We start from the raw sequence: 17,547 nt of genomic DNA on the forward strand, positions 1-17,547 counted from the left end.
CGCCCTGCTTTGCCGAAATCGGGTCGAGCTGTGCGATGAAAACAGGTGCATCGGATGCATCTTATGCCTAGCCTTCGTCAAGGTTCGAGCGGTCTGGGCCGCGGGGAGAGAAAAGCATGACCACACGTCCGCTCGATCGCGACGATCCGCTCGACGATTTCGACCGGCGGACGATCCGCCTGCTCGGCACCGACCGGCTCGTCTATGTGACGGGCGGCGGCCCGGCGGTGATCGTGATGACCGAGATGCCGGGGATCAGCCCGCATGTCGCGCGGTTCGCGCGATGGGTCCGCGATGCGGGCTTCACCGTCTATATGCCGCATATCTTCGGGAAGGACGGCGCGGTGCCGCGCATGCCGGGCGCATTGTTCACGATGATCGGCGGGTGCATCAGCCGCCAGTTCCGCGCTTTTCAGGCGAACGAAAGCTCGCCGGCGACGCAGTGGCTGCGCGCGCTCGCGGCGCTGGCGCATGAAGAATGCGGCGGCAAGGGCGTCGGGGCGATCGGCATGTGCTTTACCGGCAATTTCGCGCTGTCGATGATGCTTGAGCCCGCGGTGCTCGCGCCGGTGCTCGCGCAGCCCTCGCTGCCGCTCAACGATCCTGCGGGAATGCATATCGCGCCCGATGAGCTGGCGGCGGTGAAGGCGCGGATGGAGGCCGAGGATCTGACCGTGCTCGCCTATCGCTTCGCGGGCGACAAATTCTGCAAAGCGGCGCGTTTTGCGGCGTATGAGGATGCGCTGGGCGACCGCTTCGTCGGCCGCGTCTTGCCCGACGAGGCGGCGAACCCCGACAGTCCGATGAAGAACCCGCACAGCGTCGTCACCATCCACCTGATTGACGAGGCAGGCCAACCGACGGTGCAGGCGCGCGACGAAATCCTCGATTTCTTCAAGATGCGGTTGAGTGGATGACGGCGCGCGCCTAAGAGCCGCGCCTTCAACGATGAAAGGAATATCATGCGACCCTCCGGCCGCGCGCCCGACCAGATGCGCCCCATCGCCATCGAAACCGAATTCACCATCCACGCCGAAGGCAGCGTGCTGGTAAGCTTCGGCAACACCAAGGTACTCGTCACCGCCAGCGTCGAGGAGAAGGTGCCGCCCTTCCTGCGCGGCAAGGGGCAGGGCTGGGTGACCGCCGAATATGGCATGCTGCCCCGCGCGACGCACACGCGCGGCAGCCGCGAGGCGGCGAAGGGCAAGCAGTCGGGGCGGACGCAGGAAATTCAGCGGCTTATCGGGCGCAGCTTGCGCGCCGTCGTCGATATGAAGAAGCTCGGCGAGCGCCAGATCGTGATCGATTGCGACGTGATCCAAGCCGATGGCGGCACGCGCACCGCGTCGATTTCGGGCGCGTGGGTCGCGCTGCGGCTCGCGGTCGACAAGCTGATCGCGGCCAAGGCGATTGCCGAAGACCCGATCGAGGACAAGGTCGCGGCGATTTCCTGCGGCATGTATCAGGGCACCGCCGTCCTCGACCTCGATTATGACGAGGATTCGAACGCCGAAGCCGACGGCAATTTCGTGCTGACCGGCAAGGGCCAGATCGTCGAAGTGCAGGCGAGCGCCGAGGGCGCGACCTATGACGAGGAAGGCTTGCTGCGCCTCCTCCGCCTCGCGCGCATCGGCTGCGGCGAGATTTTCGCGGCGCAGGCGAAGGCGGTGGGTAGGTAGTTTCCTCTCGTCACCCCGGACTTGATCCGGGGTCCACGCGCTCATGGATGCCGGATCAAGTCCGGCATGACGAAAAATGAGGTTGTCGAATGTCACATCGAAAACTCGCTCCGGGTAAACTCGTCATCGCGAGCCATAATGCGGGCAAGGTGCGCGAGATTCGGGCGCTGCTGTTGCCTTATGGCATCGAACCGGTGTCGGCGGGCGACCTCGGCCTTCCCGAACCCGACGAAACCGGGACGACATTCTGCGAAAATGCGCTGCTCAAGGCACATGCGAGTGCGTCGGCTGCGGGTCTTCCCGCGCTTGCCGACGACAGCGGGCTGGCGGTCGCGGCGCTGGGTGGACGGCCGGGTGTCTATACGGCCGACTGGGCCGAACGGCAGTGGTTCGAAGGCGAAAAGGGCCGCGACTGGTATATGGCGATGGGCAAGGTCGAGGGGTTGCTCGCCGAGCAGGGGCCCAACGTCGACCGCAGCGCCGCCTTCATCTGCACCCTCGCGATCGCCTGGCCCGACGGCCATGCGGAGGTTTTCGAGGGGCGCGCCGCGGGCAGCCTGACCTGGCCGCCGCGCGGTACGCTGGGGTTCGGTTATGATCCGGTCTTCGTGCCGACAGGCAAGTCCCTGACTTATGCCGAGATCGATCCGGCCGAAAAACATGCGATCAGCCACCGGGCCGATGCCTTCGCGAAGCTGGTGGCGGGGGTGTTTTAGATCCTTCGTCGCCCCCCCATGACCGAACCGCTCGCCCTCTATGTCCATTGGCCGTTCTGCGTGTCGAAATGCCCCTATTGCGACTTCAACAGCCATGTGCGCGAGAGCGTCGATCAGGCGGTCTGGCGCGATGCGTTGCTTGCCGATCTGCGGCACGAGGCGACGCTGCTGCCGGGACGCCGAGTGTCGTCGATCTTCTTCGGCGGCGGCACGCCGAGCCTGATGCCGCCCGCGACGGTGGCGGCGGTGATCGCCGAGGCGGCGGCGCTGTGGGGCCTGACCGACGACTGCGAGATCACGCTGGAGGCCAACCCCAATTCGGTCGAGGTTGCCGCCTTCGCCGATCTGGCGGTCGCGGGGGTCAATCGTGTGTCGATCGGCGTGCAGAGCTTCGATCCGCAAGTGCTTGAATTTCTGGGGCGCGCGCACAGCGGGGACGAGGCACGGCGGGCGATTGCGGCGGCGCAGGCGCATTTCCGCCGTGCCAGCTTCGACCTTATCTATGCGCGGCCGGGGCAGGGGCTCGCCGACTGGGAGCGCGAGCTTGCCGATGCACTGGGGTTCGGCACCGGGCATCTTTCGCTCTATCAACTGACCATCGAACCCGGCACGCGCTTCGCGACGCTCGCCGCCAAGGGCGAGCTTGTCCTGCCCGACGGCGATGCGGCCGCCGACCTGTTCGACGCTACGCAGGCGATGACCCGGGCGGCGGGGCTGCCGCGTTACGAAGTGTCGAACCATGCAAGGCCGGGCGAGGAAAGCCGCCATAATCTGACCTATTGGCGCTACGGCGATTACGCGGGGGTCGGGCCGGGGGCGCATGGGCGGCGGCTGGCGCAGGCGACCGAGCGCCACAAGAAGCCTGAGAATTTCATCACGGCGGTCGAACGCAACGGCCACGGCCTGAAGGTCGAGACCGACCTGCCGCCGCACGAACGCGCGACCGAGGCGATGCTGATGGGCCTGCGGCTGACCGAGGGCATCGATCTGGCGCGGATCGAGGTGCGGAGCGGCTTGGCGCGCGACGCGTTCGTCGATGCCGATGCGGTGGCGCGGCTGGCCGGGCAGGGGCTGATGCAGCAGACCGGCGACCGGCTGAGCGTGACCGACGATGGCATATTGCTGCTCGACAGCATCCTTTCGGAAGTGGTGCGAACAGGCTAGACGACTGCAAAGCCCGTTCGCCCTGAGCTTGTCGAAGGGCCGTTCTTCCCTTTTGGAGGCTGAAAGAAAGGACGGGGCTTCGACAAGCTCAGCCCGAACGGAGTGGGTTTTGTTTGACGTCCTGATCCGCGACTGGGACGCCCATCTGGCGCATGAAAAGCGCCGGTCGGACCATACGCGGCGCGCCTATATCGCGACCGCCGAGCGCTTTTGCGGCTTTCTGGCGCATCATCGCGGCGGCGCGGTCGATGCGCGCATGCTCAAAGGCCTGACCCCGAACGACCTGCGCTCTTACCTGGCCGATCGCCGCGCCGACGGGCTGGGCAATGCCTCGGCGGCGCGCGAATTGTCGGCGCTGCGCAGCTTCCTGCGCTTTGTCGGCGGATCGAACGCCAGCGTGCCGCAGATGCGCGGACCGCGCGTCAAAAAGGGGCTGCCGCGCCCGGTCGCGCCCGCCGAGGCGATGCAGCTTGCACAGGATGTCGAGGACAATGCCCGCGAAGCCTGGGTCGGCGCGCGCGATTTTGCCTTGCTGTTGCTGCTTTATGGTGCGGGGCTGCGCATCGGCGAGGCGCTGTCGCTGACCGGCGCGGCGCTGCCGCTCGGCGAAACGCTGCGCATCACCGGCAAGCGCGGCAAGACGCGGATCGTGCCGATCCTGCCCGCGGTCGCGGCGGCGGTGGCGCGCTATGTCGCGGCCTGCCCCTGGTCGATGGGCAAGGACGCGCCGTTGTTCGTCGGCGCGCGCGGCGGGCCGCTGCAGCCGGGTGTGGTGCGGGCCAGCGTCCGGCAGGCGCGCCGCGCGCTCGGCCTGCCCGAGCGCACGACGCCGCACGCGCTGCGCCACAGCTTCGCAACGCATCTGCTCGCGGGCGGGGCCGATTTGCGCAGCCTGCAGGAACTCTTGGGCCATGGGAGTCTGGCGTCGACGCAGATATACACCGCCGTCGACGCCGCGCATCTGCTCGACGTCTATCGCAGCGCTCACCCGCGCGCCGGCTAGTCGCGACGGTGCTTGGGTTTCCAGGTGAAGACGCGCCAGAAATAGAGGAGGACCAGCGAGCCGATCGCGACGAGCGCGAGCGGGCCGACGAACTGTTCGATATCGGCGAACTGTTTGCCGAACCAGTTGCCTGCGCCAGCGAGCGCGGCGATCCAGATCGTCGATCCGGCGGCGGTCCACAGCAGGAATTTCGCCTGATTCATATGGACCATGCCCGCGGGCAGCGACACCATCGTCCGCGCGACGGGCATGAAGCGCGCGACGAAGACGATGCCCGGACCATATCGGACGAAGCCCGCGTGCAGCCGCTCGACCTCGTGCCAGTCGAGCGTCAGCCAGCGGCCGTGGCGGTCGATAAAGGGCTTCAGCCGCTTGTAGCCGATCCAGCGCCCGATCGCATACCACACCCAATTGCCCGCCGTGGTGCCGGCGACCGCGACCGCGACGAGGGTCCAGAAGTCGAAGCGCCCTTGCGCGACCGCGATGCCGCCCAGACCCATGATCACTTCGGACGGAACGGGCGGGAAGACGTTTTCGAGGAACATCAGGACGGCAATGCCCCAATATCCCCACGCCTGAATCAGATCGAGGATGAATTCGGTCATGGATGGCAAACGCGGTGGCGGCTCAAGCGATCCGGCGTTCTATCGCATCCCAGATCATGCCGGCCGTATCGCTGTTGTTGAAACGGTCGATCGCGACGATGCCGGTCGGCGAGGTGACGTTGATTTCGGTGAGCCATTCGCCGCCGATCACGTCGATACCGACGAAGATCAGGCCGCGTTCCTTGAGCTGCGGGCCGAGCGCGGCGCAGATTTCCTGCTCGCGCGGCGTCAATTCCGCCGCTTCGGCATAGCCGCCGACGGCAAGGTTCGACCGGAATTCGCCTTCGCCGGGCTTGCGGTTGATCGCGCCGGCCACGTCGCCGTCGACCAGCACGATCCGCTTGTCGCCTTTGGACACGCTGGGCAGGAATTGCTGGACCATGAAGGGTTCGGGCCAGACCTGACCGAACAGTTCGACCAGTGCGCCCAGATTGCTGCCGTCGGCGTCGATGCGGAACACCGCCTTGCCGCCGTTGCCGTGCAGCGGCTTGACGACGACAGCGCCGTAGCGCGCCTGAAAATCCTTCACCGCGTCGAGATCGCGCGTGACCATCGTCGGCGGCATGAATTGCGGAAAATCGAGCACGAAAACCTTTTCGGGCGCGTTGCGCACCGAAACGGGATCATTGACCACCAGCGTCTCGCCCCGAATGCGTTCGAGCAGCCAGGTACCGGTAAGATAGCCGAGGTCGAAGGGCGGATCCTGCCGCATCAGCACGACATCGACATCGCGGCCGAGGTCGATCGTTACGGGATCGCCGAAGCGGTAATGCGCGCCGGCCTCGCGCTTGACGTCGAGAACGGGGTGCGCCCGTGTCGTCAGCCGTCCGGCCTCCCAGGTCAGCCCGCGCACATCGTAGTGATAGAGGGTGTAGCCGCGTTCGAGCGCTTTCAGCATCAACGCGAAACTGCTGTCGCCGCCGATGTTGATGCCATCCATCGGGTCCATTTGAACCGCCGCGCACAGGGTCATTCCGTCTTCCTTCAGGGCTGCCAGACGTGGACCAGATGGCGAGGCAAGCGCCCCGGCGCAAGGAGCAGCACGTCGATGCGAATATCATCATCGGGTCGCGCAAAGCGCACGCTGAGCATTTCTGCGGCTGCGGCGACGCGGCGCAGGCGAAATTCGTCGATCGCCATATCGAGATCGGCGGCGCGGTCGCGCCATTTCACTTCGACGAAAGCGAGTGTGCGGCCGCGCCGCGCCACCAGATCGACTTCGCCCGCGGGAACGCGCAGCCGTTCGCCCAAGATACGCCAGCCATGCAGGCGCAGCCACCAGGCGGCGCGCCGTTCGGCCCGGCGTCCGCGCGCTTCGGCGGCGGCGCGGTTCAAGCGCGATCCTTAAGCGCGAGTGCGCGCGCATAAACCGCGTGACGGTCGAGCCCGAAGCGTTTGGCGACGGCCTTGGCGGCTTTGGCCACCGGCTGCTCGTCCAGCGCCTCGCGCAGCGCCGCGTCGATCGCGTCGTCGTCGGCGGCTTCGACGGCCTGCTCCTGGGGCGGGCCGACCATCACGACGATTTCGCCTTTTGGTGGCGCGTCGGCGTAGCGCGCCGCGAGTTCTTCGAGTGGGCCGGTGACACATTCTTCGTATAATTTGCTGATTTCGCGCGCGACCGCCGCCTCGCGATTGCCGAGGCCGGCGGCGAGCGCGGTCAGCGTCGCGGCGAGGCGCGGCCCGCTTTCATAGAAGACGAGCGTTGCGCGCAGAGCGGCGAATTCGGCGATCGTGTCGGCGCGTGCCTTGGCCTTGTTCGGCAGGAAGCCCGCAAAAAGAAAGCGATCGCTTGGCAGGCCCGACAGGGTGATGGCGGCGATCGCGGCACAGGGGCCGGGCAGGGTGGTGATCGCCCGTCCCGCCGCGCGCGCATCGCGCACCAGCTTGTAGCCGGGGTCCGAAATCAGCGGGGTTCCGGCGTCGGACACCAGCACGACGACTTCGTCCGCCATCCGGGCAACCAGCGTCGCACGGGCGCGTTCGTCGCTATGATCGTGATAGGGGGTCATCGGAACACGCAAGCCCAGATGTGCGAGCAGCTTTGCCGTGACGCGCGTATCCTCCGCCGCGATCACGTCGGCGCGCGCAAGCACCGCCGCGGCGCGCGGGGTGATGTCGCCAAGGTTGCCGATGGGCGTCGCGACGATATAGAGACCGGGCAAGGGAGATATAGAGATGGTCGAATCCGGCATGGCGGCAGAGATGGCAGAAACGACGCGCGAGCGCCAAGGGAATGCGTCGCCGCGGCGGCAATTGCTGCGCGGTATCGCGACGCTGGCGCTTGGCGGGTTGCTCGCCGCATGCCAGGTGGTGCCGAAGACCAACGGCCCGGCGACCCCACCGCCGCCCGACAAGCCCACCGACAATGTCGGCCCCGGCCTGCCGACCGATACCGACCGCCACCGCGTCGCGCTGCTCGTTCCGCAGACGGGAACCAACGCCGATGTCGGCATGGCGATCGCCAATGCGACGACGATGGCGCTGCTCGATACCAAGGCCGACAAGGTCCGCATCACGACGTATGACACCGCGCTGGGCGCCGCCGCGGCCGCGAAACAGGCGGTGGCCGACGGCAACAAGCTGATCCTCGGCCCGCTGCTCAGCGAGGATGTCACCGCGGTGGCGCCGATCGCGCGGGCGGCGAAGGTGCCCGTCATCAGCTTTTCGAACGACAGCAGCGTCGCGGGCAACGGCGTCTTCATCATGGGCTTCGTTCCCGGCCAGTCGGTCGAGCGGGTCGTGAGCTTTGCCCGCGCCAAGGGGCAGCAGCGCTTCGGCGCGCTGATCCCCAAGAATCTTTATGGCGAGCGTTCGATGGCGGCGTTCAAGGCGGCGGTCGCCAATGCGGGCGGAACGCTCGTCGCGACCGAAACCTATGACCGCAGCGCCGCAGCGCTGACGGGCGCGGCGCGCCGTCTGGCGAGTGCGGGTGCGATGGACGCGGTGCTGATCGCCGATGTCGGCGGCAATGCGGTGCGCGCGGTTCCGATCATCAAGGGCGCGGGACAGCGCCAGATCCTCGGCACCGAATTGTGGAACACCGATGCGACACTGGGCGGCAACCCGGCGATGCGCGGTGCATGGTTCGCCAGCGTTTCGGACGGCCTCTACGGCCACCTCGCCACCAAATATCGCACCCGGTTCGGCAAGGCGCCCTATCGTCTGGCCAGCCTCGGCTATGATTCGGTGCTGCTGACGGTGCGCATTGCGCGTGACTGGAAGCCGGGGACCAACTTTCCTGCCGGGCGCCTGATGGCGGCGGACGGGTTCGGCGGCATCGACGGCATCTTCCGCTTCAACGACCGCGGCATCGCGATCCGCGCGCTGGAGGTCAGCGAGGTGGGGGCGGGCGGCTTCCGCGTGATCGACCCCGCGCCCGCCAAATGGTAGGGTCCGGATCCTAGGGGCGGCGGGCGTGGCATAGCCGCCACAGTCGGACGAAAACCGCCGGTAAATTGCGCACGGCAACCTTTACGCCGCGACAATGTTCATTATATGTGCACCGCGCGCGCGTTTGCGCGCCCGCTGCGCATATGAACTGAAACAACACAGGAGATACAGCTATACGCCCGCCCATGACCCGCCGCCCGCTGGCGCCAATGCCGCCGAAGAACGGCCCGCGATACAATGAATTCATCGCCTCGCCCAAGGTCCGTGTGATCGACGAGGAAGGCGAAAATCTGGGCGTAATGCTGACTGCTGAAGCGATCGAACAGGCGGCCGAAGTCGGCCTCGATCTGGTCGAAGTATCCCCCAACGCCGATCCGCCGGTGTGCAAGTTTCTGGATGTGGGCAAGTATAAATACGAAGCCCAGAAAAAGGCCAATGCGGCCCGCAAGACGCAGAAGACCCAGGAAATCAAAGAGATCAAGATGCGTCCGAACATCGACGATCATGATTTCGAAGTGAAGATGAAGAAGGTCTTCGACTTCCTCGAGGAAGGCGACAAGGTCAAGATGACCATGCGCTTCCGCGGCCGCGAAATGAGCCATACGCAGCTCGGCCTCAACGTGCTGCAGCGCGTGGCGGAGATGACGGCAGAGATCGCCAAGGTCGAGGCGCATCCGCGCACCGAAGGGCGGCAGATGCTGATGGTGCTCGCACCCAAATAGGATTTGCGGCTCAGCCGATACGAAAATCGAGGGCGGTCGTTCCGGCGGAGCGGCCGCCCGCTTCGTATCGGCGTTCGACCATGCGGGCATCGCCACTCGCGCCGATCATGACCAACGTCGAGGCGCGCGTGCCATAGACCTCGCCGCGCAGGAACAGCGCCGGGTCTCCTTCGGCGGTCAGCGTATCGAGCAGCCCTTCGGGATCGGCGCTGGCCTTGACCGTGGCGGCCAGTGCAGTGCGCAGCTGTTCGGCGCGCGGGCAGGGGCGGTCGACGGGTTCGTTGGCGAGGGCGTGAACGCCGTCCGCCAGCGCTGCGATCAGCGGCTGCGGCCGGTTGGTGAGCAAGCGGGCATTTCCATCGGCGGCGAACAGATTGAAGGCATTGAACCGGTCGAGATCGGCTTCGGACGGATCGGCGAAACGCCCGTCGCCGCGCAACATGTCGACCACCAGCGCGCCGCGCGATTCCTTCGCCGGATCGGGCATCGCGCCGCGGACATTGGTCACCACGACGACGCGTCCGCTCGGTCGATGCACGCCAAGCCATGTCCCGCCGGCTTGCAGGTCGCGCCCTGCGACGATGCCGCTGCCATCATCCCATTCGGCGAGCGCCGCCGCAGGCCGCGCGTGAAACTCGTCACGGTTGCCGATCAGGATCAGCGGCCAGTCGGGATGGACGCGGCGGGCAAGGGCGACGACACACATGCGCTGCCTATCGGAGAGCGCGGCGGATTTGCCAAGCGTTCATGGTGTGTTGCGCGCCTACATCACCAATTGTCCAGCGCGCGAATGGATGATAGTCTGCCCCCATCTTTCTGGAGGGGGAGATCAACATGGATGTAGCCGTCAAAACGCCGTGGCACCTGTGGGTCGTCGGGGCCGTATCGCTCGTCTGGAACGCTTTCGGCGCGGTGGACTATGTGATGACCAAGATCCAGAATCCCGATTATCTGGCCGCTTTCACGCCCGAGCAGCAGGCGTGGTTTACGGGCTTTCCGGTCTGGGCGAACGCGGGATGGGCGCTCGGCGTCTGGGGCTCGGTAATCGGATCGCTTCTGCTGCTGGTCCGCAGCCGCCATGCGGTCGCGGCCTTCATGGTCTCGCTTGCCGGACTGGCCGTCAGCTGCGTCTACCAGTTCGGCATGCATTATGGCGACCTGATGCGGATGTTCGGGACCTTCCCGATGATCTTCACTGCGGTCATCTGGGTCATCCTGATCGCACTGTTTCTCTACGCACGCAAACAGGCCGCGGCCGGGGTGCTGCGTTAGGTAGTGCGGATAAGCTGAGAACCGTCGCCCCCGCGAAGGCGGGGGCCGCTATCGGCCTTTTCCTTCGGCGCTGCGTAAGCCGACGGCGGCCCCCGCCTTCGCGGGGGCGACGGTTTTTCACCTATCGCGCGCGAATGAAGGCGCGGATGTCCGACGACAATTTGTGGCGATCCTCGTCGCGGATATACATCATGTGCCCCGCGTCATAATATTTATACTCGATCCGATCCTGCGGGATGCCGGTGCGCGACAGCGAATATTCGGCGGCGAAAAAGGGCGTCGCGAAATCATAATAGCCCTGACCGACAAAGACGCGCAGTCCGCTGTTTTCGCGCAGCGCCTGCCCGATATAGGGCGCGACGTTGAGATAGGCGTTGGTGTCGCGGCCTCCGATGCGCCAGTCCCACTGGCCGCCGATGCCGCTGATCGATTGATATTCGCGGTCGGTCTTGAACCCCAGCGTATCGCGCGCCCAGCTGTTGATCGCGGCGGTGTAGCCCGCGTCGATGCCATAGAAGCTGGGATCATTGTCGGGCTCTTCGCCGGCATTGTCATAGTCCTTGCCCGTGTAGCGGCTGTCGAGCCGGCCGACGGTCAGGCCGCGGTCGCGCAGCAATTCCTTGTAGAAGCGGCCGGGCGTGACGCGCAGATCCGCCTGTTCGAGATAGGTTTCGGACAGGCCGGTGAAGCGGGCAAGCTCGCGGCGGATCGCGGCGCGTTCCTCGCCCTGCAGCTTCTGCCCCTTGAGCAGCGCCGCGGCATAGGGCCCGATCGCCCACTGGCGCGCCTCTTCGGCGAATTGTTCGACCGACGGCGCGCTCGCCTTGCCGTGATAGAGCGCGGTCGTCGCCATCGACGGAAGGTTGGTGATGTAGCTGAGTTCATTGCCCGGTGTATCGGACCCGGCCGCGAAATCGAGCACGGTCGAGATGAGGATGATGCCGTTGAGGCCGACATCGTTGAAGGTGACATTCATCAACTGGTTCGCGACCGCGGCCGAGCGCGTGGTGCCATAGCTTTCGCCGCCGAGGAATTTGGGGCTGTTCCAGCGGCCATTGTCGTTGAGCCAGCGCCGGATGACTTCGGCGACGGCCTTCGCATCCTGCGTCACCCCGTAATAATCCTTGGGGTCGGCCTTGCCGATCAGGTGCGAGAAGCCGGTGCCGGGCGGGTCGATGAACACGATGTCGGTCACGTCGAGCAGCGAATCGGGATTGTCGACGATGGGATAGGGCGGGGCGCCGTCATCCTTGGCATCGCTGGGGATCGCAACGCGCTTCGGTCCGAACGCACCCATCATCAACCAGACGGTGCCCGACCCCGGCCCGCCGTTGAACAGAAAAGTCACGGGGCGGCCCGGATCGCGCGGCTCCTTGATATAGGAGGTGGTGACGATCGCCGCTTCGGGCACGCCATCCTTGTTCTTCAGGATCGTCTCGCCGATCGTCGCCGCATAACCGATCTTCTGCCCGCCAAACGTCCCCGAAAGGCGCGTCGTGCGCACCTGCGGCACGACGTCCTCGGCTTTTTCCGGCTTGGCTTTTTCGGCCGGCGCGTCCTGCGCGGCAAGCGTGGCAGGAACCGCAGCGGCAAGCGCCAGCGCGATCAGCGACAGACCCGTTTTCATAGATATTCTCCCCGTTTGTGGCGCGGACGCTAGGCCGCGCGTAAAGGGGAGACAAGGCTACTTGTCGGTTACAATCGGGCTTTGGTCGAAGGGGGCGTTACCGCCCCCACTTCGTCTTGCTCTGCTTCCCGAAGCGCCCCTTCCTCGTTCCCGGCTTCCCTTCGTTGCTCCGGCCGACACGCGGTGCCACCTGTTCGTCTGCGGGCAGGCCGAGTTCGTCGGCTTCGAGGCGGCGGATTTCGTCGCGCAGGCGGCCGGCTTCCTCGAATTCCAGGTCAGCGGCGGCGTCGCGCATCTTCTTTTCCAGCTCCTGGATATAGGCGCGGAGGTTGTGGCCGACCATGTGCTGCGGCTTGTCGTCGCCGAGGTCGATGGTGACCTGATCCTTCGACGCGACATGCGCGATGATGTCGCCGATGTTGCGCTTGATCGTCGTCGGCGTGATGCCATGTTCTTCGTTATACGCCTGTTGCTTGGCGCGGCGGCGGTCGGTTTCGCGCAGCGCGCGTTCCATGCTGCCGGTGATGCGGTCGGCGTAGAGGATGACACGGCCGTCGACGTTACGCGCGGCGCGGCCGATCGTCTGGACGAGGCTGGTTTCGCTGCGCAGAAAGCCTTCCTTGTCGGCGTCGAGGATCGCGACGAGCCCGCATTCGGGAATGTCGAGGCCTTCGCGCAGCAGGTTGATGCCGACGAGCACGTCGAACACGCCGAGCCTGAGGTCGCGAATGATCTCGATGCGCTCGAGCGTTTCGACGTCGCTGTGCATGTAACGGACCTTGAGCCCCGCTTCGTGCAGGAACTCGGTCAGATCCTCGGCCATGCGCTTGGTGAGCGTGGTGACGAGGGTGCGGTAGCCCGCCGCGGCGGTTTTCTTCGCCTCGGCGATCAGATCGTCGACCTGCTCCTCGACCGGCTTGATCTCGACCGGCGGGTCGATCAGCCCGGTCGGGCGGATGACCTGCTCGGCGAAAACGCCCTGGGTGCGGTCCATTTCCCACGGGCCCGGGGTTGCCGACACGCTGACCGTCTGGGGGCGCATCATGTCCCATTCGGCGAAACGCAACGGCCGGTTGTCGATGCAGGAGGGCAGGCGGAAGCCATATTCGGCGAGGGTGATCTTGCGGCGATGGTCGCCCTTCGACATCGCGCCGATCTGCGGGATCGTCTGATGGCTTTCATCGACGAACAGCAAGGCATTGTCGGGGAGATATTCGAACAAGGTCGGCGGCGGCTCGCCCGGCAGGCGACCGGTCAGGAAGCGGCTGTAATTCTCGATTCCCGCGCAGCTTCCGGTGGCGGCGATCATTTCGAGGTCGAAATTGGTCCGCTGTTCGAGCCGCTGCGCTTCGAGCAGCCGGCCTTCGGTTTCGAGCTCCTTCAGCCGCTCGGCGAGTTCGTGGCGGATCGCTTCGGTCGCCTGCTTCAGCGTCGGGCCGGGCGTGACATAGTGGCTGTTGGCATAGACGCGCACATAGTTGAGGCTGGCGATCTTCTTGCCGGTCAGCGGGTCGAATTCGGTGATCTCCTCGATCTCATCACCGAAGAAGCTGACGCGCCACGCCATATCCTCATAGTGCGACGGGAAAATTTCGAGGCTGTCGCCGCGGACGCGGAAATTGCCGCGCGCGAAGGCCTGGTCGTTGCGCTTGTACTGTAGCGCGACGAGCTTGCGGATAATCTCTCCGCTGTCGACGACCTGCCCCTTCTTGAGGTCGAAAATCATCGCCGAATAGGTCTCGACCGATCCGATGCCGTAAAGGCAAGACACCGAGGCGACGATGATCACGTCGTCGCGTTCGAGCAGCGCGCGCGTCGCCGAATGGCGCATGCGGTCGATCGCCTCGTTTACGCTGCTTTCCTTCTCGATATAGGTGTCCGACCGCGGCACATAGGCCTCGGGCTGATAATAGTCGTAATAGCTGACGAAATATTCGACCGCATTGTTCGGAAAGAAGCTCTTGAACTCGCCATAGAGCTGCGCCGCGAGGATCTTGTTCGGCGCGAGGATCAGCGCCGGGCGCTGCAATTCCTCGATCACCTTCGCCATGGTAAAGGTCTTGCCCGATCCCGTGACGCCCAGCAGCACCTGATCGCGTTCGCCCTCCCTGGCGGTGTCGACCAGCTCGCGGATCGCGGTCGGCTGATCGCCCGCCGGGGAATAGTCGCTGACCAGTTCGAACCGCTTGCCGCCCTCCACCTTGTCGGGGCGAGCGGGACGGTGCGGCACATAGTCCTGCGCCGTGTCGATTTCGTCGAGCGAGGTGCGAATCTGAATTGCCATCGCTGCCAATATGGTGAGGATGCCGCGCATCGGCAACGGCGGGAGTCTGGATGATGTTCAAGCGCAATATTCTGTTGGCGACGGGCGCGCTGCTCGCGCTGTCCGCATGCGACAGCGGCAAGGGCGTGTCGGCCAAGAATGAATCGGTCGAATCGGTGCAGAACAAGGTCGCCGATGCGGTCGCTTCGGGCGAGTTCATGAAGCCCGGCCAATGGGCCGGCACGGTGAAGATCACCGATATGACGATGCCCGGAATGGAAAAACTGCCGCCGCAGATGCAGGAGCAGATGAAGGCGCGGCTGGCACAGGGGCATAGTTTCGAAAACTGCCTGACCCCGGAAGACGCGCGCGATCCGAAGGCGCGAATGGCGGAAAATTCGGGCGGCAAATGCACCTATGATCATTTCGAGATGGCGCATGGCGTGATCGACGCGAAGATGAGCTGCACCAGCGAAGCCGGTCCGCGCACCATGACGATGAAGGGCACCTACAGCGGCGACAGCTATGAGATGGAAATGGCGAGTACGGGGCAGGGCGAAGGGCCTGCGGGCATGTCGATGAAGATGCAGATGTCGGCCAAGCGTACCGGCGCCTGCAAGGCCGGCGACGTCTGACGCGACGAGCGCAGACTTCGGCCGACGGCCCCATCTGGATCGCACTGGCCTGACGCTTGGGAGCGACCATTCTGTTGAATAGGGTAAGTGCGGACTTGCCGGGCGAGGTGCAGGTGGGGCTACAATCCCGCCCGGCGAAGTCACTTGTTCATGAGGTCTCGGGATATACCGGAGTGCGCCAGGGACCAGCTCGCGCGCTTCGATCCTGAAACCTCAATTGCCCGGCAGGCAAAGCCCGGACCGGACCGTGACCGCGCAAGCGCGCATCACGACAATCGAACGATCTCATGGCGTCGGGGAAGATGACAGTAACATGGGGTCACGTTGCGGCATGTCGCCCAAAATTAGGATTTCCTTAATCTTTTCGTCCTGTTCTTTCGCCCTTCCGAGAGGGGTTAAACCCGGTGAAATATGGCCAATCCGGGCTGTTACCGTTACATTGAAACAAATATGGCTGGCCGCATTCATCGATTTGCGTATCTAGCGGACACACCCCGCCAGAGGGTATAAGAGGGTTGCATGGACCGCGCGAAAGCGAACAAGACACTCGAGGCCGGCGAAACCGACCAGATCATCGCCGAGGAGTTCGAGAGGCTCCGCGAGTCCCAGTTGTTCCTGCGCTCGCCGGTCTTATCGCGCCTGCTGCAATATCTCGTCGAACACCGGCTTCGCGGCGGCCGCAGCGCTCCGAAGGCCTATGCGATCGCGACCGAGGCGCTGGGGCGCAACGCCGATTTCGATCCCGCGGTCGATAGTTATCCGCGCGTGATGGTCGGCCGCCTGCGCAATCTGCTCGACCGCTATTATGCCGAAACGCCATGGGTCCATCGCCTGCGCGTACCGCAGGGCAGCTACGAGATTGTGGTGCAGCACCGGACCGCACCGCCGGCACGTAGCGCCGCTGTAACCCCCGGCGTCGGCGAAGAGGCGGTGGCTGCGGAGGCGGGCGGGGCCGGTGTGACGTCAACGCGTCATCCCGGCGCCGGGGCGCCATCGTCGCGGGCGCGCTGGTGGACGGTGCTGGTCATCGTCGCCGTCGCCATGCTCGCGGGCGGCTGGTGGCTTGCCGGCAATTGGCAACGGATGTTCGCGCCATCGGCCGTGCCGCCGCCGCTGCTCGAGATTGCGCTTCCGCAATCGGGCAGCACGCCGGTTTCGCGCGCGCTGGCCCGGGCGCTCGACGCGCGGTTGCGCGACGGTCTGCGCCGTTTCGACCTCATCGACCTCCGCAGTGCAGCGTCAGTGGGCAAGGTCGATACCACGCAGCGTGCCGACTATCGCCTCGATGTTTCGCTCGTCCGCACGCTCGCGGGGCCGGCCGATGTCACGCTGGTGCTAAACCGCGTTTCGGATCAGCGCACCATCTGGTCGCAGCAATTTCACCTGACCCAGGATCAGATGCCTGGATTCGAGACGATCGACCCTGCCATTGCCCAGATTGCGGGCGATTATGGCGTGGTCGTTCGCGACCAGTTGGCGCGGCAGCCGGAGAATTTTGCGCCCGGCTATCCCTGCCTGGCGCAGTTCAACCGGTTGCGGCAGTTGCGCGACAAGGACACCGCAAAAAAGATCGATGCGTGCCTGCGCGCGACGATCTTTCGCGAACCACGCAACGCCGCGGCGCTGGCCTCGCTCTCGCTCGTGCGCTTCGGCGATTGGCAGCCGCTGCGCGGAACCCCGGCGGGTGACAAGGCCTATGCCGAAGCCGTCTCGCTCGCGCAGCGGGCGTATGACAGCGGCGCCGAAACCGCGACGGCGACCTTCGCGATGGCGCGCGCACAATATTATGCCGGCAATTGCCGCGGCGGCGTCGGCATCGGCGATGCCGCGGTGCGGCTCAACCCCTATGATGCCGACACGGCCGGCTTCCAAGGGATGTTCAAGATCGCCTGCGACCAGCCTATAGAAGGTATCGCGCTGCTCGAACGGTCGCTGGCGCTCGACGCGTCGGCGCCAGGCGTTCCGGCGGTCACGCTCGCCTTCGTCTATTCGCAGCAGGGGCGGCAGGACGACGCGCTGGCTGTCCTCGATCATATGCCGTCGCCGAGCACCATGGAGCCGCAATATACGATGGTTCGCGCTATCGTTTTTGCGCGGCAGGGCAAGGTCGACGAAGCGCGCGGCCTGTGGCGGCATCTGCTCGATTACACGCGCCAGCCGCAGGATGCGCCACCCGAAAAGGTGCTGCGCCAGTTCATGATAAATCCCGCGGTCATCGGCCGCGCGTCAAAGGCGCTGCGGGAATCGGGGGTGGTGGCACCGCAGCCGGTCGCGCGATGAACGGTGCGCCTGGCGCTTGAAGGCCGCGGTGCCGTTTCCTATTTATGCGGTGGTTGCCCAAGGGACGAAAGGGGGAGGCGTCTGGACCCGCCGCGCGGCAGGAAAGGGCGGGTTGATGCGAGCTTCGGCGCCCACAACGCGCCAGCCCTCTTGCCAGCCCCGCCGACGGACACTAGGGCAAATCCCAACAT

Annotated in this window: 17 protein-coding genes; 10 read left to right on the plus strand and 7 right to left on the minus strand. The window is 65.4% G+C overall.

All coding sequences use genetic code 11. From position 1 onward, the window contains the following. Window positions 1-116: 116 nt before the first annotated feature. The 5 genes from ATE59_RS07765 to ATE59_RS07785 all read left to right on the plus strand — a co-directional run bounded on the left by ATE59_RS07765 (window position 117) and on the right by ATE59_RS07785 (window position 4,562). A complete protein-coding gene (locus ATE59_RS07765; RefSeq protein WP_058811967.1) occupies window positions 117-917 on the plus strand; it encodes a dienelactone hydrolase family protein in 801 nt (266 codons plus the stop codon). Between the two features lie 45 nt (window positions 918-962). Next, entirely contained in the window at window positions 963-1,679 is a 717-nt protein-coding gene (gene rph / locus ATE59_RS07770) for a ribonuclease PH (RefSeq protein ID WP_003039475.1), read from the plus strand. Window positions 1,680-1,768: 89 nt separating this feature from the next. Next, window positions 1,769-2,395 carry an RdgB/HAM1 family non-canonical purine NTP pyrophosphatase gene (gene rdgB / locus ATE59_RS07775; RefSeq protein WP_058811968.1) on the plus strand — a complete coding sequence of 209 codons (627 nt, stop codon included), beginning with the start codon at window positions 1,769-1,771 and terminating at the stop codon, window positions 2,393-2,395. 18 nt (window positions 2,396-2,413) lie between these two features. After that, window positions 2,414-3,559, plus strand: a complete 1,146-nt coding sequence (gene hemW, locus ATE59_RS07780) for a radical SAM family heme chaperone HemW (RefSeq protein WP_003039470.1) — start codon at window positions 2,414-2,416, stop codon at window positions 3,557-3,559. Window positions 3,560-3,668: 109 nt separating this feature from the next. After that, on the plus strand, window positions 3,669-4,562 hold the full coding sequence (locus ATE59_RS07785; RefSeq protein ID WP_058811969.1) for a tyrosine-type recombinase/integrase: 894 nt from the start codon (window positions 3,669-3,671) through the stop codon (window positions 4,560-4,562). On the opposite strand, the gene ATE59_RS07790 is transcribed toward ATE59_RS07785, so the two are convergent. Genes ATE59_RS07790 through rsmI form a run of 4 tightly spaced genes read right to left on the minus strand, consistent with a single transcriptional unit; the run spans window position 4,559 to window position 7,359 of the window. Beyond that, on the minus strand, window positions 4,559-5,167 hold the full coding sequence (locus ATE59_RS07790) for a DedA family protein (protein ID WP_003039464.1): 609 nt from the start codon (window positions 5,165-5,167) through the stop codon (window positions 4,559-4,561). The two genes, ATE59_RS07785 and ATE59_RS07790, sit on opposite strands and share 4 nt — an antisense overlap. 22 nt (window positions 5,168-5,189) lie before the next feature. Further along, window positions 5,190-6,140 (minus strand): glutathione synthase, encoded by a 951-nt coding sequence (gshB, locus tag ATE59_RS07795; RefSeq protein ID WP_058811970.1) that lies wholly within the window; start codon window positions 6,138-6,140, stop codon window positions 5,190-5,192. Window positions 6,141-6,151: 11 nt separating this feature from the next. After that, window positions 6,152-6,502 carry a YraN family protein gene (locus ATE59_RS07800; RefSeq protein ID WP_058811971.1) on the minus strand — a complete coding sequence of 117 codons (351 nt, stop codon included), beginning with the start codon at window positions 6,500-6,502 and terminating at the stop codon, window positions 6,152-6,154. After that, window positions 6,499-7,359: a 16S rRNA (cytidine(1402)-2'-O)-methyltransferase gene (gene rsmI / locus ATE59_RS07805; protein ID WP_058811972.1), complete on the minus strand. Its 861-nt coding sequence runs from the start codon at window positions 7,357-7,359 to the stop codon at window positions 6,499-6,501. The genes ATE59_RS07800 and rsmI overlap by 4 nt, the downstream gene beginning before the upstream one ends. Window positions 7,360-7,369: 10 nt before the next feature. Here rsmI and ATE59_RS07810 point away from each other — a divergent pair, with 10 nt between their 5' ends. Together ATE59_RS07810 and infC are read left to right on the plus strand one after the other, a co-directional pair. Then, window positions 7,370-8,557, plus strand: a complete 1,188-nt coding sequence (locus tag ATE59_RS07810; RefSeq protein WP_058812143.1) for a penicillin-binding protein activator — start codon at window positions 7,370-7,372, stop codon at window positions 8,555-8,557. Between the two features lie 185 nt (window positions 8,558-8,742). After that, complete coding sequence (gene infC / locus ATE59_RS07815; RefSeq protein ID WP_003039450.1) at window positions 8,743-9,279, plus strand: translation initiation factor IF-3; 537 nt, start codon at window positions 8,743-8,745, stop codon at window positions 9,277-9,279. 10 nt (window positions 9,280-9,289) lie between these two features. On the opposite strand, the gene ATE59_RS07820 is transcribed toward infC, so the two are convergent. Beyond that, the gene (locus tag ATE59_RS07820) at window positions 9,290-9,985 is read right to left on the minus strand and encodes an NRDE family protein (RefSeq protein WP_058811973.1); all 696 of its coding nucleotides are present in this window, start codon (window positions 9,983-9,985) and stop codon (window positions 9,290-9,292) included. A 128-nt stretch (window positions 9,986-10,113) separates the two neighbouring features. Between ATE59_RS07820 and ATE59_RS07825 the strand changes: the two genes are divergently transcribed. Beyond that, the gene (locus tag ATE59_RS07825) at window positions 10,114-10,551 is read left to right on the plus strand and encodes a hypothetical protein (protein ID WP_058811974.1); all 438 of its coding nucleotides are present in this window, start codon (window positions 10,114-10,116) and stop codon (window positions 10,549-10,551) included. A 121-nt stretch (window positions 10,552-10,672) separates the two neighbouring features. On the opposite strand, the gene ATE59_RS07830 is transcribed toward ATE59_RS07825, so the two are convergent. Both ATE59_RS07830 and uvrB read right to left on the minus strand, forming a co-directional pair. Next, a complete protein-coding gene (locus ATE59_RS07830) occupies window positions 10,673-12,178 on the minus strand; it encodes a S10 family peptidase (protein WP_058811975.1) in 1,506 nt (501 codons plus the stop codon). A 97-nt stretch (window positions 12,179-12,275) separates the two neighbouring features. After that, window positions 12,276-14,462, minus strand: a complete 2,187-nt coding sequence (uvrB, locus tag ATE59_RS07835; protein ID WP_058812144.1) for an excinuclease ABC subunit UvrB — start codon at window positions 14,460-14,462, stop codon at window positions 12,276-12,278. Window positions 14,463-14,512: 50 nt separating this feature from the next. On the opposite strand from uvrB, the gene ATE59_RS07840 reads away from it, so the two are divergent. Together ATE59_RS07840 and ATE59_RS07845 are read left to right on the plus strand one after the other, a co-directional pair. After that, window positions 14,513-15,076, plus strand: a complete 564-nt coding sequence (locus ATE59_RS07840; protein WP_058811976.1) for a DUF3617 domain-containing protein — start codon at window positions 14,513-14,515, stop codon at window positions 15,074-15,076. A 519-nt stretch (window positions 15,077-15,595) separates the two neighbouring features. Then, window positions 15,596-17,356 (plus strand): tetratricopeptide repeat protein, encoded by a 1,761-nt coding sequence (locus tag ATE59_RS07845; RefSeq protein ID WP_058811977.1) that lies wholly within the window; start codon window positions 15,596-15,598, stop codon window positions 17,354-17,356. Window positions 17,357-17,547: the final 191 nt, after the last annotated feature.

Source organism: Sphingopyxis sp. A083, assembly GCF_001468495.1.
Lineage (GTDB): Bacteria > Pseudomonadota > Alphaproteobacteria > Sphingomonadales > Sphingomonadaceae > Sphingopyxis > Sphingopyxis terrae.

What these genes read in the sequence shown, in the direction of transcription:
- ATE59_RS07830 (WP_058811975.1), bottom strand. Translation starts at nt 12,178, where the DNA reads ATGAAAACGGGTCTGTCGCTGATCGCGCTGGCGCTTGCCGCTGCGGTT.
- rdgB (WP_058811968.1), top strand. Translation starts at nt 1,769, where the DNA reads ATGTCACATCGAAAACTCGCTCCGGGTAAACTCGTCATCGCGAGCCAT.
- rsmI (WP_058811972.1), bottom strand. Translation starts at nt 7,359, where the DNA reads ATGCCGGATTCGACCATCTCTATATCTCCCTTGCCCGGTCTCTATATC.
- hemW (WP_003039470.1), top strand. Translation starts at nt 2,414, where the DNA reads ATGACCGAACCGCTCGCCCTCTATGTCCATTGGCCGTTCTGCGTGTCG.
- uvrB (WP_058812144.1), bottom strand. Translation starts at nt 14,462, where the DNA reads ATGGCAATTCAGATTCGCACCTCGCTCGACGAAATCGACACGGCGCAG.
- ATE59_RS07845 (WP_058811977.1), top strand. Translation starts at nt 15,596, where the DNA reads ATGGACCGCGCGAAAGCGAACAAGACACTCGAGGCCGGCGAAACCGAC.
- ATE59_RS07840 (WP_058811976.1), top strand. Translation starts at nt 14,513, where the DNA reads ATGATGTTCAAGCGCAATATTCTGTTGGCGACGGGCGCGCTGCTCGCG.
- infC (WP_003039450.1), top strand. Translation starts at nt 8,743, where the DNA reads ATGACCCGCCGCCCGCTGGCGCCAATGCCGCCGAAGAACGGCCCGCGA.
- ATE59_RS07820 (WP_058811973.1), bottom strand. Translation starts at nt 9,985, where the DNA reads ATGTGTGTCGTCGCCCTTGCCCGCCGCGTCCATCCCGACTGGCCGCTG.
- ATE59_RS07810 (WP_058812143.1), top strand. Translation starts at nt 7,370, where the DNA reads ATGGCAGAAACGACGCGCGAGCGCCAAGGGAATGCGTCGCCGCGGCGG.
- ATE59_RS07790 (WP_003039464.1), bottom strand. Translation starts at nt 5,167, where the DNA reads ATGACCGAATTCATCCTCGATCTGATTCAGGCGTGGGGATATTGGGGC.
- rph (WP_003039475.1), top strand. Translation starts at nt 963, where the DNA reads ATGCGACCCTCCGGCCGCGCGCCCGACCAGATGCGCCCCATCGCCATC.
- gshB (WP_058811970.1), bottom strand. Translation starts at nt 6,140, where the DNA reads ATGACCCTGTGCGCGGCGGTTCAAATGGACCCGATGGATGGCATCAAC.
- ATE59_RS07765 (WP_058811967.1), top strand. Translation starts at nt 117, where the DNA reads ATGACCACACGTCCGCTCGATCGCGACGATCCGCTCGACGATTTCGAC.
- ATE59_RS07825 (WP_058811974.1), top strand. Translation starts at nt 10,114, where the DNA reads ATGGATGTAGCCGTCAAAACGCCGTGGCACCTGTGGGTCGTCGGGGCC.